Consider the following 18,328-nt stretch of genomic DNA (forward strand, 5'->3'; position numbering starts at 1 on the left):
TTAAAGAGATAGATGATGAATAAGAAATTTATAGCCATGGCCTGCCTTGCGGCCGTTGTGGCGATAGCCCCGTCTTGTAAAAAAGACTTTTTGAACGAAAGCGATCCGAACGCAATATCAGTTGATGCGAGTTATAAAACGCCTAACGATGTTTTGCTGGCGGTGAACGGCATATATCAATCATTACGCAGCGGTAATAACGTTGGCGAAGGCAGCGACCTTTGGACAGATCAACGCTCGGATGATACCGGTACGCAGGATAACCAGTCAAACTCAGGCGAACCGTTCCAGTTTGGTAACTTCTCTATATTACCAACCAATACTTATCTTAAAGCTCACTGGGTATCATTGTACACTACAGTTAGTCGTGCCAATTCTGTTTTATCGCATATTGATCAGGTTACTTTTCCTGATAATTCTGTAAAATTGAAATATGCTGCTGAGGCTAAGTTTTTGCGCGCCTTTATTTATTTTGACCTTGTACGTACCTGGGGCGATGTGCCTTTGGTAACTAAAGCGCTATCATCAGCAGGTGATGTTGCAGCACAAACTTTCCGCGAAAAACAGGCAACTGTTTATCAGCAAATTGTTGCCGATTTAACCGATGTGATTGCCAGCCCGCTGCCTAATCTGCAGGCTTCAACCGGTCGTGCTTCAAAAGCGGCCGCCAACTTCCTGTTAGGTCAGGTTTACCTTACTATGGCAACAACACAGGATCAGGCTAACCGTACAACTAACCTTAATAATGCCAAAACATTTTTAATGAATGCTTACAACATGCGTAATTTCGGCGCATTGAATGCCATTCCTTATACTGATGTTTTTGACGTTTCTAAGAAGACAACCTGTCCGGAACTGATCTTCCAGATCGTTAACATCCAGGGCGATTTGAACTACAGCTCGTCAATTGCTGCCAACTTCCAGGCTAAAGGCGAAACTATTAACTCACAAAAAGTGTCGACAGGTGCTGGCTATAACGTTACTCATGATTTGATCAACGAGTATGAAACTAACGATCCGCGTATGACCTTCTCTGTTAAATACGCTAATGACCCAATTGTAAAAGATTGGTTTGTTACCAAGTTTAGGGATGTTAGTACTGCCGCAGGTATTAACGGTTACGGTGGTAACGACTGGATCCTGATGCGTTATGCTGATGTGATCCTATCATTAGCCGAAGTTAACAACTACCTTGGCGATCAGGCTACTGCAACAGGCTTCCTTGACCAGGTGCGTACCCGTGCCGGTATGCCAACCTATGCCTTATCAATGACCAACAGCGATTATGCTACGAGGTACCCAACACTTAAGCTTGCTATTTTACACGAGCGCCGTGTTGAGCTTGCATTTGAGCACCACCGCTGGTTTGATTTGCTGCGCACATTTACAACTGATGAATTGGTAGCTTACTTCCATGCTAAAAAGCAAACAGATTTTGGTTTGGCTTCACTGGCAAACTTTACTACTAAAGATCGCTATTACCCAATCCCATTTGATGAGTACAAACTTGACCCTGTTAAGATGTACCAAAACCCGGGTTATTAATATTGATGTTACATAGAAAAGGAGGGGCCCAGCCCCTCCTTTTTTTATTTTGCGCTATGAAAAATACGTTCATTACTATATCTGCAATAGCTTTATTATTTACTTGTTTTAAGGCTTCATCGCAAGTGAAAAAATCTGCAGAAGCGTCGCCCGCAAGCCAGGTAAACGTTTTTGTAGGCTCTTCCGGCGATCATGGACAAATGTCGCCCGCAGCATCATATCCTTTCAGTATGCTAAGCATCGGGCCTCAAACCTATCCTAACCTACACATGGGTTACGAGCATAAGGCCAAAGTGTTTTTAGGTTTTACCCACAACCGTTTTGAGGGCGTAGGCTGCCAGGGTAGCGGCGGCAATATTTTGATCAAGCCTTTTTTAGGCGATGAAGCGAAGGCTTCTATCCTGAACAAAACAACAGAACAAGCCGGACCCGGATTTTACCAGGTAGCTTTCAGTAATCACATAGCGGCTAAAATAGCCGTTTATCAAAACGCTGGTGTTGAAAGCTACAGTTTTCCGCAAGGCAAAAAAGGGTTTTTTATCGACCTGAGTCATACACTTGCCAATCGTTTTGTTGCCGAAGAACATGAACTTGGTAATAATGAAATTACCGGTTGGATTGATTCCCGCACCACTTGTAATGTAGGCACCTATCGGGTTTATTACTGTATTAAATTTAACCAGCCGGCAGCTTTTTCACCGGCGAATGAACATAAATTAATAGCTACAGTAACGGCAGATCAGGTGCAGTTGAGTGTCGGTGTTTCGTCGGTTGATGTTGCACATGCTAAGGCCGCTGTTAAAACAGCCGGTTTTGAGCAGATGAAAGCCCAAAGCAGCGAAGGCTGGAACAAAGTATTGAGTCGTATTAAAGTGAAGGGTAACGCAGAACGTGAAAAACTTTTTTATTCGATGCTTTACCGTACGGTTCAATCGCCCTATGTGATTTCGGAAGCGGATGGCAGCTTCAGGGCAACAAATGGTAGTCTTCAGTCTACTAAAGACAGTATTTATAACGGTTGGGCTATTTGGGATAATTACCGTACCCAATTGCCGTTGTTATCAATTTTATATCCGGATAAGTATAAATCAATAACTACATCAATTGCTAATCTTTACCGTTTTGGCAAAAAGGATTATGCCACCAAACATGAGCCTTCAAACACGGTGCGCACCGAACATGCCATCGTAGTTTTGCTGGATGCTTACCGTAAAGGTTATAAGGTTGATTTTGCCGCTATTGCCGATTCATTAAAGGCGGATGTAGATAAGCTTGATTTTTCGCATCCCGATAAAGCCTTAGAATCAAGTTATGATACCTGGGCATTTTCGCAGATTTTGGCTATCGAAGGTAAAACTGAACTGGCCGATCAATACAAGCAAAAGGCTCTGCGTTACAAGGAATACTGGAATAAAGATTTTAAAGACATTACGAAAAATGACGTTGACCGTGTTTCGGCCCGGGGGCTTTACCAGGGAACCATTTGGCAATACCGCTGGTTTGTTCCGTTTGATATCAAAGGCCTTACCGAATTGATAGGTGGCGAAAAGGAATACATTCGTCAGCTGGATCAGTTTTTTGACAATGATTATTACAATCACGCCAACGAGCCGGATATCCAGGTGCCATATATGTACAATGCATCGGCGCAGCCCTGGAAATCGCAGGCTGCAGTACATAAATATGCTGCAGACACGGTGGTGCAATACTATTTTAACGATAACAGTCGCGGTATTGATCCGTTTGTTGATGTTATTTATCAGAATAAGCCTGATACCTATGTGCGTACTATGGATGATGATGCCGGTGCAATGTCGGCATGGTTTGTTTTTGCAGCTACGGGGATCTCCCCGGCTTGCGTTGGCTGGCCGGTTTATTACCTGAATGTACCGCTGTTTAAACAGGTGCAATTTGTATGGCCGGGTGGCAAAACTTTTAATATCACAGTGTCTAATTACGTTGAAGGTCGCAAGTATATCCAATCAGTAGTATTAAACGGTAAGAAATTGAACCGTAACTGGCTCACCCATCAGGAAATTATGCAAGGCGGAACGCTCGTTATCACTGCTGCTGATAAGCCTAATGAGCAATTTGGGGTAGGTGAGCAGTGGGTGTCTGATATTGAGATGAAATAATGAAATAAGAACCACTCGGTAGAGGTTGCAGATTTTGATAATGGAGCTATATTAAAAACCATGTCATTGCGAGGAGCGGTAGGGGTAGAGCGTTAGCAGCGACGTGGCAATCTCGTTGCTCTGCAGGGCGAATATGCATTGGCTATGAGATTGCCACGCTACGCTCGCAATGACATGGGTTTTTATTTTGGAAGCATTTTTTTTGTCGATTTAATCCCTGTGAACAGGCCGAGCGGTGGAGTATATACGCTATCTAACTAAATAAAACAAATGAAACTAAAACTATTAATCCTGTCCTCGGTCATTTCCCTATCGGTAAGTGCCCAAAACAAAGTCCAGGTGACCGCCCACCGCGGCGACTGGCGTAATGCGCCAGAAAATTCATTAAGGGCTTTTCAATATGCTGCCCAAATGGGTGTTGATATCGTTGAGCTCGATCTGAAGAAAACTAAAGATGGCGTTGTGGTGATCATGCACGATGGTACTATAGATCGCACAACAAATGGTAAAGGCAAACCTGCCGATTATACTTTTGATGAGATCAGAAAATTTGGATTGAGGAACGGTATCGGTCGTGTAACCAAAAATCAGATCCCTACACTTAAAGAGGTAATGCTGGCGTTGAAAGGCACCGGTGTAAAAGTTAATCTTGATAAAAGCTATGATTACTATCATGAAGCCCTGGCGATATTAAAAGAAACCGGTACAGTACAACAGGCTATTTTTAAATCGGAGGTACCTTATGCTGATCTTAAAGCCCGCTACCCAAGCCTTATTGATAGCATCATTTATATGCCTGTGGTAAACCTTGATAAACCGGAAGCTAAACAGATCATTGTTGATTACCTGAAAAATATGAAGCCTTATGCGTTTGAGCTTAATTTCACCAAAGATACCTCGGCCGTGTTAAGGGATAATAAGTTCATTACCCAAACAGGTGCTAAGGTGTGGATCAATTCATTATGGGCTTCGCTTAACGCTGGGCACGATGACGATACGGCTGTGGAGGATGATAACAAAAAAGATAGCTGGGACTGGATCATAGCACATGGCGCTACCATCATTCAAACAGACAGGCCGCAATTAATGCTGGAATATCTTCGTAAGAAACATCTGCATAAGTAGGGTTTAATATTGCCATTTACAAAGTAAAAGGCTGTTATGCTGAGCATGTTGAAGTATGGTGTGTAGGCCTCTCGGCGCGAGTCTTCGACAGGCTCAGACTGACAGGCCTACAACTTTTTTCATTTTACCCCATATCATCTTTTGGTAATTTCCACGCTCCTGTTTTGAAATTGGCGGTCGTAATTATTTACCCCGCTTAAAGGACTCGCAGTGCCAAGCGCTATTTTACTTTTAATTTGTCCGTCGGTAACATGCTGACTTATTAAATAATCAAATACGCTGTTTATCCGTGCCTGTGAAAGTTTAATTGGAGTGTTATGGTCGTTATTCAGTTCTGTTCGTGGTATTTCCTGTGTATTACAATGTCCTTTTAAAGCTATTTGAGCACCTGGGTTGGCCGTTAGATAGGCGACTATTACTTTAAGTTTGCTTTGCATATCAGCCTTTAGCACAGATTGATTGGGATCAAACGTTATCCTGGTTGGAAAAGGGCTGCTTGTTGCTGCCTGTATATTAAACTGAACGCGACGATTAAGTATACGGCCCTCTTCGGTTGAATTGCTGGCAATTGGACGGCTTTCACCAAATGCTTTTATTTTTACTTTCTGAGGATCGACCCCTGAATTAACTAAGTAAGTTTTTACCGAGTTAGCGCGGTCTTTGGCTAACCTCATTTGATGTGCCGCCGTTCCCTCGTCGTTTGAAGTAAAACCGTCAAGTTCAATAGCCTTGCCAGATGCGCGTAAATCAGCGGAGGTGGCGTCTAACACCGGGTAAGATGAAGTACGTAATACTGAGCTATCAAATTCAAACTGGATGTTTGCGTATGCTGCTGTACCGGGTGAAGCTTTAATTGTATCCGCATGAGGAAATATCATGGTACAACCAGAACCATCAACTACGCTACCTGCAGCAGTGCCCGGGCATTTGTCAAACTGATCAGCAACACCGTCACCGTCAGAATCTTTTTTCAGGTCATTAACAGCAGTTTCAACGTTAGCAACACGGCCTTTTAAAGCTTCAACTTCCTGACGTAAAGCTGCATCATACAGTTCGTCATACATCATAGCTACCGGGTTAACCCACTCCAATACTGGTTTTGATTTTGAACCTAAAGTAAAGGCTAAACCAGCATAAGCATATGAGTAGTGATCTTTAGTTGGGTAAGATTTGTTGTAACCGTCAAAGTTATCAGCACCAACATAAGTTTGAGTATAACCCAAATCTAATGCTACTGCATCGCTTAAACGGAACTTAACACCAGCACCTACAGGAACAACAAACTCTTTTACGTAGTGGCTGCCATCAGATGTTGGGTTTTTGAAATGAAATTCATCAGCACCTACCCTGGTTACTTTTGGATCATAAAAAGCCATACCAGCACCACCTTTTAAGTAGAAGTTAACTGCATTTTTACGACGGATGAAATCGATAGTAGCAACGTTAACCACAGCGCTAATGCTTGCTTGCCGAAAACGGGTATCATATGATACATAATCGCCTGTTGCAGTAGGTGCAGGATCATTTTTACCTTTAACTTTACCACCTGTAACATCTAATTGTAAAGCAAAAGAATGTGCTAACTGCTCTTTTAAATAGATACCGTAGCCGTAGCTAACAGAATGAGAGTTAAAGTCGTTGTTACGGCCACCGGTAGCAATTACTGGTGAAGTAACACCACCATTGATACCAATGCTAAATTTCCTGTACTGGCCTAAACCACCAAATACCTTAGCGGTTTGGGTTTCAGATGACGTTGTAGTTGCCGTTGTTTTGGTTGAATCGGAAATATTCTGGGCATATGCAGTTCCCAAATAAGTCAATGATAATATTACGGTAGTCAGGTAAACTTTTATCATGATATGTCCAGGTTGTTTTATTAGCTAAGTTATTGTTTTTTTATATATTTAAAAATCTGAAAATAAGGTAGTTGTGGTTAATTGTGGCGATAAATAAATAATCTGTAGATAAAATATTTATGAAGAAAGCTTTTAGTTTCTTGAAAAGATTAAATTTCGGGAATAACAGTCTCGAAAAATTTAAGCTTTTGAACCGTGCTGTCTTCCTGTTGCTTATTTTGATGGTGCTTTTTTACTTAGTTAAGGGAGCTGTAAGCTATCGATTTGATACCAGGGGAGCGCAAAACTACATAGGTATATTAACACAGAACTATGCTGCCAAATCAGGTTTCGCACCCGGCGATACTTCGACAATAAGCTGGGCTGGTTTGAAAAATTTAGATACTGCAATAAATAATCCTTTAATAAGGGCAAAGTACGCACCAATGTCAATAAGCAACATCATGGTTGGTAGTAGCAGTGATTCGGCTAAAATCTTATTTCCGGATATTCCCAGCAATAGTTTTGCCGGTATTACGGGGGTTAGTAGCGTGTCATATAAAGGGCTGGCCGAGATTGTGAGTCAATCGATAGGAAATGGCTACTATTCATTGAACTTTGACCAATTTGTACAACGCGGGGCTTTTGCGAGCGATGCCCAGGTTGGCATTATTTGGGCAATTACATGCATGTTCATGCTTTTTTTGATAATAAACAGCATCCATTACTATGGTCATATCCTTGATCAAAAGAAAATTCAGGCCGAGCAGGATAAATTAAGGAAAGATGTATTGGAAGGAAGTCAGGCTTCGCCGGTTTGGGAGCTTGCGCAAATCACACTTAATAAATATTATCAGCGAAACCTGCTTCAAAACAATTGGATATTTTATGTAAGTGTAGTTGTAATGATAGCAGGCTTTGGGTTGATCATGTACGGAGTTGGTAATGCCTATGGCCCTAAAAGTGATAAAACCGCCGAGTTTATAGCGGCCGGATCCGGCGTTATAGTGCAGTTTATCGGTGCTACCTTTTTGGTGGTATACAACTCAACCATTACACAGGCCGCGCAATACACTACCTCATTGCAAAAGTTAAGCACTATCGGTACCTCAATTAAGATCCTGGATAGTATTATATTGGATAATGCAAAGAAGATGGAAGGTGATATAGAGTTTATTAAAACCATTACCAACGCTAAAATCGATCTCGCTAAATCCCTTATTGAGCAATCAAAATCATAATAGGATAAATAGGGGGAGTTGTTTTGTCCTTGTTACTATCGTTTATCAAATTTAAATGCTGATGTTACCGGTAGTTAGTTTAATGTATTATATATTGATTATCAATATGTTGTTTCTTAGTTTGCGACATTGACAGGCATTTATCATATTCAATGATCGGTGCGCTTTTGTTTTGGTTTATAATTAGCTTTGTTAACAGTGACAAACGTATGAAAACAGTAACTGTTGACGATTTTTATAAAAACGCTGCCGAACTCACCGATAATCGGGTAGGAGATCTGCTGCCTGCTGATATTAACAAAGAGATAGGGCATTTCAATGTATTTAATCTTGGCGACCTAATTGCTAAAATCAAAAAAGACCCCAGTCACGTGCCCTACAATCGCCGGTTGTATTATAAGATAAATCTGGTAAGGGGGCGTAATATAGCCGAATATGCAGATAAGGTGATCAATATTGAAAAGAATGCGCTTGTGTTTGGCACTCCCAAAATCCCTTATAGCTGGAAGCCTCAGGATATGGAACAATCCGGCCATTTCTGCATTTTTACGGATGACTTTTTGGTGCAATCAAAAAGCGGTGTAGTGCTGGATTCATTGCCAATTTTTAGCCCCGGAGGTTGCCCCGTGTTTATGCTGACCGATGAACAGGCCGACGAGATCACGTTCATTTTTAAAAAGATGCAGCAGGAAATAGCGTCCGACTATCTGTATAAGTATGATCTGATCAGGAATTATTTATTGGAGCTGATCCATTACGGTCAAAAATTACAGCCTTTTACCAATTACAGCAACAGTCACAATGCGTCGGCAAGAGTATCGTCACTTTTTATTGAGTTACTGGAAAGGCAGTTCCCGATCGCGTCACCGGATCAGAAGGTAATCCTGCGTACCGCGAAGGACTATGCCGACAGGCTTGCCGTTCATAGCAACCATCTCAATAAGGTATTAAAGGAAAGTACCGGAAAAACCACTACCGAACATATCGCCAGCAGGCTCATTCAGGAAGCCCGTATCCTGCTCAAACAAACCGACTGGAATATCTCGGAAATAGCCTATAGCCTGGGTTTTGAGCAGCTATCGCATTTTTCAAATTTCTTTAAAAAGCAAACATCATTATCACCGGTTGAGGTAAGGAATTTGGCGGGGTAAGGTTGGTTATTTTGTGTTTAGGTTTTTATTTCAAATTTGTATATTTACGTATATGACTACAATAACATTAGAGGTGCCGGATAGTCTTGGAGAGCATCAGTATGATACTGTGCGGTTTATTGCGGCTAAATTGTACGAATCGGGGAAATTATCTCTTGGGCAGGCAGCTGAAATGGTTGGTTTATCAAAGCGTACTTTTGCCGAGTTATTACCCGACTATAATGTTGCGTTATTAAACTATCCTGTATCTGAAATGCTAAGCGATGCAGATAACATATGAGACTGTTATAGCTGATACTACCTGTTTTATATTACTTGATAAAATTGGTGAATTAAATCTTTTAAAACTGTTATTTGGTTACGTAGTAACTACAACAGTAATAGCTTTGGAGTTTGGTGAACCATTGCCTGAATGGGTTCGAATCAAAGAAGTTAAAGATGTTGTTTTTCAGGCTACACTCGATGTTGATTGGGGTGAAGCCAGTGCAATAGCTCTTGCTATTGAATCTCTCTCTTCATTAATTATCCTCGACGATGATAAAGCCAGAAAAAAGGCAAGAAAGTTGCAATTAAATGTTACCGGCACATTAGGCCTTTTTTTGAAAGCAAAACGAGAAGGAATTATCCCAAACGTAAGATCGATGCTCAATAAAGTTCAGAAAACAAATTTTCATTATTCTGAAAATGTTTTTAATGAGATTCTAAAACTGGCCGGGGAGTAATTGTTTGCTATTGTAATTAATTTCATTCCTTTTATGCCTCATCATCCTGCGTTAAAAGAAAAAGTTTATCATGATTGATAATGCTGATCTTTTTACCATTTGTGCTGATCAGTTTTTCCTGAAGTAACTCGTTAACCACCCTAAAAACAGTTTCGTAAGTGGCGCCGGCGTATGAAGCCAGATCTTGCCGCGTAAGTTCAACGTCGATATGCCCGTCGGGGTTTAAGCCAAATTGCTCTTTAAGACTGATGAGCGCCTGGGCAACACGGCCTTTTACAGGCATATGCGCAAGATTGCGCATTTTGTGTTCGGCCTCCTGCAGTTCGTCGGCAAAAAACAACATTAACTGGTAGGTAAACTGAGGATTTACCTTTAAAGTAGCCTCAAAAAAATCCATATCGATGAAGCATATTATACCGGCTTCTAAAGCAGTAGCCGAAATAGGGTAGTGGGTAGCATGTTTACCCAGCACGCGATGGCCAAAGATAGCTCCCTTGTTGGCAAAGCGGATAATAAGCTCTTTATCCGCTCCCCATTTTTTATGAACTTTTATATTGCCTTCATAAACAAAGTAAATCCCTTTTACAGGGTCACCCTCACTGAAAATAACCTGTCCTTTTTTTACAGCAAAGTTTTTTTTGTTAGCTGCTATTGCGGGTAGCCATTCTTTTATACAGCCTTTGCATAAAAAACAGGTGTTATTATCGCATTGAATATTTTTTTTCATTCAAATATTAATCAATCAGTCAAATCTGTTGTAAAAATATTAATGAAAATTGTAAATGTTGTTAATAAATTAAATTTTTAGTGCTAATTTTTATTTAATTTTCTATTTGAGATAAATTTTAGGTGTATTTAGCTTCTGTTTTTGTTTTGATATCTTGTTTTTTCTTTGTTGAGTATGTTGAATTTGTCTTTTTGTGTTGGAATTTTTAGCGAAAAAAGGATGAACTGTTAAAATTAAGAAGGATTTGATGAATAATTTATGGGTTTACAGCAGCCGGGCCTTTTATATTATTCCATTCTTCACTGCAAACATGACCAGCCCGGCTGTATTGCGTACCCCTACTTTGTCTATCAGGCGTTGCCTGATGCCTTCAACCGAGCGCGGGCTTAGGAAAAGTTGCTGCCCCATTTCGTTGGCTGTTTTTTCGGCGCAAATCAGTTTCAGCACATCCTGTTCACGTTCGGTAAGTTCAACACCTTCTTTAAAAGATGGCTTGATGTTACCTTTAAGCACCAGTTTTTTTAACAATGCATTACTTACAATATTGTTAAAGTAGTAGCCCGTTTCATGTACAGAATATACAGCTTTCCTGATCTCCTCTGCTTCTGAATTTTTTAATAGATATCCGTTAGCGCCAATCTCCATTAAATGGATCACAAACTTTTCGTCGTCGTACATGGTCACTACTAAAATTTTTATATCAGGGTATTTTTTTTTAATAAGTTTTGTAGCCTCCATGCCATCCATAACAGGCATTTTAAGGTCCATGATAATTACATTGGGCATGTTTGTCTCTATGCCCTTTACCAGGTCTTCGCCGTCTGCGGCCTCGAGCATTACTTCCAGGTTTTCATCCTGGGTAAGACCGATTTTTAGGCCTTCTCTATATATGGTATGGTCATCGGCTATGGCAATTTTAATAGGTTTCATCGCCTTGTATTTTGATGTTATAATAGTTAAATAGTAATCTGTCGGGGGATATTGATGATAATGTAATATCCCTCAGGTTTGTAATTAAAAGATACTTCGCCTTTCAGTAAAATAATACGGGTTTGAATAGCTTTGAGGCCAAGTCCCTGTTTATTGAATTTTAGTTCTTCATATTGTGCATGGCTGAGCCCCTTTCCGTTATGAAAAATGCTGATGTTCAAAGCCTCCTGATTATAAACTGATGTAATGTGTACTTTTTGAGGCCTGGCATGTTTAAGTATATTGTTCATTAATTCCTGCACCATGCGGTAGATGCTGATGTCATTTTCATTGGTTAGGGTTGTGTAAGCATCATCAAGATCTGTTGTAATAAAAATGAGGTCGTTATTCGTTATTTTTTCAACAAAATGCCTGATAGCTTCATTTAAGCCAAACTCTTTCAGGATACTTGAATGCAAATTGTGCGAAATACCGCGCACCTGTTTAATGGCCATGTCAAGCAGTTCCTGTCCCTTTTCATACCTTGGTTCATTGTTTTTATCAATAACGTTGATCTTTACTCCCTGCAGGTGCAATTTTGATGCTGATAAAATAGCACCCACTTCGTCATGCAACTCTTCGGCAATTCGGTGACGTTCGGTTTCCTCGCTGCGTACTGCGGCTTCAATTAATTGGTTTTGCTGGGTTTGATGCAGCTTTTGAATTTTTTGCTGGTATTGGTATTTCTTACGCTGAAAGAAAATGAAAATGAGCAATATACTCGCGAATAAGGAAAGCATAACGGCAATGCCCATAAAGAGCAGGAGCCTGATATCGTCATTCGTTTGTTTCATATAACCCTTTCGCTATAAATACACATAAAACGGTATACGTGAAATTGTGGATATTCCACAGGCTTATGGCAAAATTGTGCAGACGTATCGTGAGCTCATTGTATAGCAAAAAAATGAAAAAATTTATCGTGTAATAAATGCCCAGCCCGGTAACAATCCAAAAATCGGGCTGTTTTTTGCCTGGCTCTTCATCTTCAGTTATTTTAAACAAATAATACTGCATACAATAAAACATCATAATTACCGCCTCAAACGAAAGTAGTCTGCTGCTCAATTGCCCGTAGTCAAAAAAGTTTTGATAAAAGCTGAAATTGATAAGCACAAACCCTAAAAAAATATACGGAACTATCCTTTTGGTTTTGGATAAAAACTGTTGGTTTAACTTTATAAAAAACGAACTGAACAATAACAGCCTGATTATAGAATGAACGTTGTATAAGTAATTATTGGTGTTAAACGGACGCGGTATTATTGTCTTAAGCTTCCATATTACATCAATAGTTATGTTAATTGCCAGCGCTGTCCATAAATAAATGGTAACAGGTTTATTAAAAGCCGGCTGTTTTTTCTTTAAACAGAGAATGGCCAAAGGAATGAGCAGTGCCCAAACCTCCGACCAGTCAGATATGCCTTTAATTAGCTGTTCCACTATGCAACAGTTTTAGCCGATATTACATTTTTGCCGGAGGAGATGGATTTGAATCAATATCCTTCGTATCCTCATCTGCATAATTAATAAACTTTCCGTTTTTTACCAAACCTATAGCATATACAAGATGCTGATTTGAAGCTGAAATCTTAGGCGTGAAAACCAGATAATCATAATCGCGTTTGCCGCCGGCATCGGTAGATATTACAGCTATTATTGCTTTTTTTGTGAGATAGGTATTGCCTAAAACCACGGGGCCTGTTAAGTTAACAGTGGTGTCTTTCGTAACAGCAAGTGTATCGGGGTGCAGTGGGTTAAGGTAGTTGCCTGCAGTATCAAGAATGTACGATACAAGCTGGTAGGGTTTTTTAACATCATCAACCTGAGGGCTGTAAAACTGAAAAATGAAGCTATCCGTTGATTTTGAGTCAAGCCAATAGTTAACCTGGGCGGCGGTGTATTTTACCTGGGCAAATTTGGTGGCCTGCTTGCACGATGTCATTGCAAATAATAAGCAAATTGTGCTTGCCGCTAAAAATGGGCGTAAAAAGTTAAGGGGTCGTTTTTTCATGATATAATAGGTTTATATATGTTGGTAATATAATTGTATTATTTTTATTTTATGAGATTAATAATTAATTATATAAGTGAGAAATTATTTATACTACTGTGAAAAATTTTCTCACTAATTATTTATTATTCGTGCTGTTTTCTGTTTGTTTTCCTATAGGGCAAAGTTAGGATGTGTGAAATTGTGTGAAAGGGTGTTTTTATGGTTTGAGAACGTATAAATACTTATTTTATTTATTTGGTATTTTATCTATAATAAGCTGATGTTGTTATCGGGAATAAGTAGATAAGCAAAGGCATTGACGGGTATAACAGTCGTTTTGAGCATGTAAATTAAAAAACAACTATAAACCATAATAGCTGGCATAAATCATAAGAAAAGCTGTTATATTAGGTGTGCCAGCAAAATAAACTGATATGGAAGATACGGTACAGTTAATAGCACTTAACAATCCGATAAAACTTATTGGAAAAGTATTTACAGGGAACTATGCAGAAGCTTCACTGTACGTTACAGCTGTACAAAATGAATTAACCGCGGCGCAGATTGCTTTTATTCCTTTTAAAATTTGCGGCATTTATTATGATGACCCACAGGTTATTCCTGCGGCCGAACAGCGGAGTTTTCAGGGTGTGGTATCAGAAGGTAATGTGGATCTGTCGTCAACCTCTCTCTCGGCTATTGATATGGCAGGCACATTTCTGTATACTAAAGTTACCGGCGACCCGATGCAAGCCATTATGAAAGGCTATGGTGATCTTTTCGCTTATATTCAAACTCATCAAACCCAATTAAAATCAAACGCAGGTTATCAGATCCTTACATTTGCCGAAGGGCAGGTAGTCACTGAGATCTACATGGAAATTTTAACTTAAGGCATTTAAGTGCTTTATTATTTTTTACCTCCGGAGCCTTTCCCGTCCTCTCCATCAGGCTGGTCAGCAGGTTTTTCATTCCCGATGGTCGTTGAATCATGTTGCTCTGTTACCTGGTCTTTGGTGGGCTCGGTGGCTTTTAAACCGGCATAGGTTCCTGCGCTAATGCCCATCATCAGTAAGATATTGTTATCAAAATCAGGTAATAGATTTGATGAAACTGTTTTCTGTATAAAGATTAACCCGAACAAAATATTGAAAAGCACATTTTGAAGGCGTTGGATATTAATGCTGCTCCGGTCGGAGAGGATATCGTGAAAAAAGCCTTCACTATGTGCTTTGGGATCAATCTCAGTTTTAGGTTTTTGGTCGTTTTCTATAAGTTTACCTGTGGCCATTGTTGCAGCGCTGATACCAAGGATAGCCAGCAGCGAACCCGGAATATCCGGCAAGGCGCCCGTTTCATTACATATGTACAAATAAGTGACGCAAAAAATTACCGTCCAGTACAGGAGTTGCGTACGGCTCAGGCTGTAGTATAAATTGGCGTCATCTTTTAAGATGTTGTTTTTTAGGCCCATTGCCAGGAAGCCGGCCATTACAACAGCCATTATCCATACCCAAACCCGGGTTATTTTTTGTTTAACCTCAAGCTGTGTTTTTATTAGTCCTTTAGTTACGTAACCACCCGAATAGCCTACAGAAAAATATACCGGGATGCGGGCTTTATCGATAGATTTACTGGCTAAAAACTGAACGGCCAGATTTTGTACCGATTCATCTATCTTGAAATAAACTATCTTTTCATAATCGTTACTGCTCCAGAAAGCGGTTTCTCCTACTTTAATGTCATCAACATACAGGGTTTTGAACGAATCGATAGGAAGCGTTGTTTTGAGCCTGATAGCGATGATCTCGTTAAGCCGCGCCGAATCCTTTCGTCCACTCAGGTTGTATATATTTAATATAGAGTCGGGAAGGAGTGCTTTTTGAGTTACTGAATCTTTTTTACCTGCATGGCTTTTTGTACTGTCGGGATTTGCAGCTTGAGCATAAACCACTGCGGAGAGGCTAACTATTAAAGCACTCGCTAATAGTCTGATTAACTGTTTTTTCAAAACAGGGAGCGATAACAACAGTAAAGCTATTACGGCAAAAGATAACAATAAGGCCATTGGTTTGAGTATTGTTGCCTACTCTTTGATCCCTTTTTCGGCATGCAGGTAGTAATGGTAATCAAATTTAATTAATAAATGAATAAAATGAATACCCAGTGGTGGGTATTTTTTGTTTTAATTAATTGATAATTAGTTTATTGTAGTGTTGGTTTGTAATATTGCTTATCGGCGGCTCAATGTAAAATCTATGTTATGATATAAAATCGGCAACAAAAGGTTAATATATCATTATACCGTGCCCTTACCCCGGGACTATTTTTAGCCATGCAAATATCGTATTGCATATTACCGGTTAACCATTATCCTGATGAGATTTAAATTTACTTTCGCGGCAATTATCGCTGCCTGCTGTTTACTACCCTGTTTTGTGTGTGCACAGGTTAAGCCAACTGTTAACTTAATGAAGCTTAATGCGCAGGAATATCTTGAATATAAAGGTGTAAATGTGATGCTTGCCCATGATTTTTACCCCGAAGGGCACCAGGGTGGGGTAGGTATTATCCAAAATGGGCAGCGTGTTGCTACCAATGGCGATATCAGGCTGGAACCTACGCCGGGGCAATGGTCGCCTATACCTAAGGTAGGCAGGCGGGTGGTTGATAAAACTACCGGTGAGGTAAGCGTACGCATGGAGTTTCCTAACCCGGATATGAACCGCCATGGTTTTAACCCTATTATTTATCCCGATCTAAATTTTGCTTATAATATCAGGGTGCTCCCTGCAGGTAAAGCATTCAGAATTATAGTTGATTTGGATAAACCACTGCCTGATAATTGGATAGGGAAGGTGGGTTTTAATCTGGAATTATTCCCGGGCATCTTGTTCGGTAAATCATATTATATGGATAAGCAGTTCGGCATTTTCCCTCAGCAGGCCGACGGACAAACTTATATCGACAAAGAAGGCGAAACCCAGGTACTGCCCATGGCCGAAGGCAAAAAACTAACCATAGTTCCTGAAGCGGACCCGCAAAGGATGACCATCGAAAACCTTTCGGGCGGTAACCTGCAACTGCTTGATGGACGGGCCAAGCACAATAATGGCTGGTTTGTGGTACGTTCATTAGTTGCAAAAGGGGCTTCAAAAAATGCGATAGAATGGCTGGTAACACCAAATGCAGTAGATGGCTGGCAATCACAGCCGGTGGTACAGGTATCGCAGGTTGGTTATCACCCGGCCCAACAAAAGATAGCTGTAATTGAGCTGGATAAAAATGATAAAAAAGTATTGCCGGTTTCTTTGCTCAGAGTAGATGAAAACGGCGGATTGGTAACCGCTTTAAAAACTACACCCAACAACTGGGGCGATTTTTTAAGATATCATTACCTGCAATTTGATTTTACAAAGATCACCAAACCGGGTATGTATGTGGTTAAGTATGGTAGCTATCAAACTGAGCCCTTCCAGATCAGTACCGATGTATTTAAGAACGACGTGTGGCAGCCAACACTTTCGTACTTTTTGCCGATACAAATGTGCCATATGCGTGTTAACGAAAAGTACCGCGTATGGCATGGCCTGTGCCATATGGATGATGCCCGGATGGCTCCAATTGATTCCAATCATTTTGATGGGTATATCCAGGGACACAGTACGCTTAATAAATATAAACCCGGTGATAACGTGCCTTTCCTTGACCGTGGTGCCTGGCATGATGCAGGTGATTTTGACCTGAGGGTTGAATCGCAGGCCGAAACGGTGCATGGGCTTACATTAGCTTATGAGGCTTTTGACGTGAAGTATGATAATACTACTATCGATCAAAAGAATCACATTGTAGAGATTCACCAGCCCGATGGTAAGCCGGATATGCTGCAACAGATTGAGCATGGTTTATTAGCCATTACAGGCGGTTACCAGGCTATGGGCCGCTTTTACCGTGGCGTTATAGAGCCAACCATCAGGCAATACACTATTTTGGGCGATGCCGCCAATATCACCGATAACAAGCCTTTTGTAACCAACGCTGCCAACACCGATCCGGTATTGAAAACCCCTGCTGCGGCTGATGACCGTTGGGTGTTTACGGAGGATAATCCTGGCCGCTCATTGGAAACTGCCGCAGCGTTGGCTGCAGCCAGCCGCGTGATGAAGGGCTATAACGATACACTTGCCACACAGTGCCTGCAGATAGCACAGGAGGTTTGGAAAAACACAGCCGATCAAAAACTATCTCACCGCGTAGCATTAGCCGTCGAATTATTGATCACTACAAAAGATAAAACCTATGCCGATTACCTGGTGAATAACACTGATGGCATAGCAGCCGATATCAATAACACCGGCTGGCTGGTTGGCCGTACTATAGGGCTGATCAGTGATGCAAACTATCATAACAAAATAACAGAAGCGGTTAAAAAGCTTTACGCTCAAATTCAGGAGCAGGGTACTAAAACCCCTTATGGCGTTCCGTACGAACCAAACATCTGGGGCGCGGGCTGGGGCATTCAGAATTTTGGCTATAAACAATACTTTTTGTATGCCGGTTTTCCGTCCGTTTTTAGCGATACCTATATGCTGCATGCCATTGATTTTGTACTGGGCTGTCATCCGGGCTCTAACACTGCCTCGTTTGTATCGGGCGTGGGCTCAAGATCAATGACTACGGCCTACGGCTTTAACCGTGCCGACAGGTCATATATTCCCGGCGGTATTACTTCAGGTACGGCGCTTATCCGCCCGGATTTTCCTGAATTGCTTAACTGGCCTTACCTGTGGCAGCAGGGCGAATACGTTTTGGGCGGCGGCACAACCGATTACCTGTTTTTGGTTTTAGCGGCTGATCATGTTTTAAATAAAAAGTAAGC

Annotated in this window: 16 protein-coding genes; 9 read left to right on the forward strand and 7 right to left on the reverse strand. The window is 40.8% G+C overall.

All coding sequences use genetic code 11. The features are described from left to right. Positions 1-12: 12 nt before the first annotated feature. From BMX50_RS29570 to BMX50_RS29580, 3 genes are all read left to right on the forward strand, one after another. Positions 13-1,545, forward strand: coding sequence for a RagB/SusD family nutrient uptake outer membrane protein (locus BMX50_RS29570; RefSeq protein ID WP_244281140.1), 1,533 nt, complete (start codon positions 13-15; stop codon positions 1,543-1,545). A gap of 56 nt (positions 1,546-1,601) precedes the next feature. Next, on the forward strand, positions 1,602-3,680 hold the full coding sequence (locus BMX50_RS29575; RefSeq protein ID WP_091219652.1) for a glycoside hydrolase domain-containing protein: 2,079 nt from the start codon (positions 1,602-1,604) through the stop codon (positions 3,678-3,680). A gap of 270 nt (positions 3,681-3,950) precedes the next feature. Further along, positions 3,951-4,805, forward strand: a complete 855-nt coding sequence (locus BMX50_RS29580; protein ID WP_091219655.1) for a glycerophosphodiester phosphodiesterase family protein — start codon at positions 3,951-3,953, stop codon at positions 4,803-4,805. Between the two features lie 134 nt (positions 4,806-4,939). On the opposite strand, the gene BMX50_RS29585 is transcribed toward BMX50_RS29580, so the two are convergent. Then, positions 4,940-6,664: an OmpA family protein gene (locus BMX50_RS29585; RefSeq protein ID WP_091219658.1), complete on the reverse strand. Its 1,725-nt coding sequence runs from the start codon at positions 6,662-6,664 to the stop codon at positions 4,940-4,942. A 119-nt stretch (positions 6,665-6,783) separates the two neighbouring features. Here BMX50_RS29585 and BMX50_RS29590 point away from each other — a divergent pair, with 119 nt between their 5' ends. The 4 genes from BMX50_RS29590 (at position 6,784) to BMX50_RS29605 (ending at position 9,757) form a co-directional block, all read left to right on the forward strand. After that, the gene (locus BMX50_RS29590; protein WP_091219662.1) at positions 6,784-7,884 is read left to right on the forward strand and encodes a TRADD-N-associated membrane domain-containing protein; all 1,101 of its coding nucleotides are present in this window, start codon (positions 6,784-6,786) and stop codon (positions 7,882-7,884) included. A gap of 209 nt (positions 7,885-8,093) precedes the next feature. Beyond that, positions 8,094-9,035, forward strand: coding sequence for a helix-turn-helix domain-containing protein (locus BMX50_RS29595; protein ID WP_091219859.1), 942 nt, complete (start codon positions 8,094-8,096; stop codon positions 9,033-9,035). 52 nt (positions 9,036-9,087) lie between these two features. Continuing rightward, positions 9,088-9,315: a UPF0175 family protein gene (locus BMX50_RS29600; RefSeq protein WP_091219665.1), complete on the forward strand. Its 228-nt coding sequence runs from the start codon at positions 9,088-9,090 to the stop codon at positions 9,313-9,315. Beyond that, positions 9,299-9,757, forward strand: a complete 459-nt coding sequence (locus BMX50_RS29605) for a PIN domain-containing protein (RefSeq protein WP_091219670.1) — start codon at positions 9,299-9,301, stop codon at positions 9,755-9,757. The genes BMX50_RS29600 and BMX50_RS29605 overlap by 17 nt, the downstream gene beginning before the upstream one ends. A gap of 31 nt (positions 9,758-9,788) precedes the next feature. On the opposite strand, the gene BMX50_RS29610 is transcribed toward BMX50_RS29605, so the two are convergent. The 5 genes from BMX50_RS29610 to BMX50_RS29630 form a co-directional block, all read right to left on the reverse strand. Further along, positions 9,789-10,484, reverse strand: coding sequence for a Crp/Fnr family transcriptional regulator (locus tag BMX50_RS29610; protein WP_091219673.1), 696 nt, complete (start codon positions 10,482-10,484; stop codon positions 9,789-9,791). 282 nt (positions 10,485-10,766) lie between these two features. Continuing rightward, positions 10,767-11,414, reverse strand: coding sequence for a response regulator transcription factor (locus BMX50_RS29615; RefSeq protein WP_091219677.1), 648 nt, complete (start codon positions 11,412-11,414; stop codon positions 10,767-10,769). 26 nt (positions 11,415-11,440) lie between these two features. Beyond that, positions 11,441-12,247 (reverse strand): sensor histidine kinase, encoded by an 807-nt coding sequence (locus BMX50_RS29620; protein WP_091219682.1) that lies wholly within the window; start codon positions 12,245-12,247, stop codon positions 11,441-11,443. Beyond that, positions 12,231-12,896, reverse strand: a complete 666-nt coding sequence (locus BMX50_RS29625) for a hypothetical protein (RefSeq protein ID WP_091219687.1) — start codon at positions 12,894-12,896, stop codon at positions 12,231-12,233. The genes BMX50_RS29620 and BMX50_RS29625 overlap by 17 nt, the downstream gene beginning before the upstream one ends. Positions 12,897-12,918: 22 nt before the next feature. Then, positions 12,919-13,467 (reverse strand): hypothetical protein, encoded by a 549-nt coding sequence (locus BMX50_RS29630; RefSeq protein ID WP_143065293.1) that lies wholly within the window; start codon positions 13,465-13,467, stop codon positions 12,919-12,921. A 416-nt stretch (positions 13,468-13,883) separates the two neighbouring features. On the opposite strand from BMX50_RS29630, the gene BMX50_RS29635 reads away from it, so the two are divergent. Next, entirely contained in the window at positions 13,884-14,342 is a 459-nt protein-coding gene (locus BMX50_RS29635) for a GyrI-like domain-containing protein (protein ID WP_091219704.1), read from the forward strand. A gap of 17 nt (positions 14,343-14,359) precedes the next feature. Here BMX50_RS29635 and BMX50_RS29640 read toward each other — a convergent pair whose 3' ends face one another. Further along, positions 14,360-15,460, reverse strand: a complete 1,101-nt coding sequence (locus BMX50_RS29640; protein WP_143065294.1) for a hypothetical protein — start codon at positions 15,458-15,460, stop codon at positions 14,360-14,362. Positions 15,461-15,827: 367 nt separating this feature from the next. Between BMX50_RS29640 and BMX50_RS29645 the strand changes: the two genes are divergently transcribed. Beyond that, positions 15,828-18,326 carry a glycoside hydrolase family 9 protein gene (locus tag BMX50_RS29645; RefSeq protein WP_091219721.1) on the forward strand — a complete coding sequence of 833 codons (2,499 nt, stop codon included), beginning with the start codon at positions 15,828-15,830 and terminating at the stop codon, positions 18,324-18,326. Positions 18,327-18,328: the final 2 nt, after the last annotated feature.

Source organism: Mucilaginibacter gossypiicola, assembly GCF_900110105.1.
GTDB lineage: Bacteria > Bacteroidota > Bacteroidia > Sphingobacteriales > Sphingobacteriaceae > Mucilaginibacter > Mucilaginibacter gossypiicola.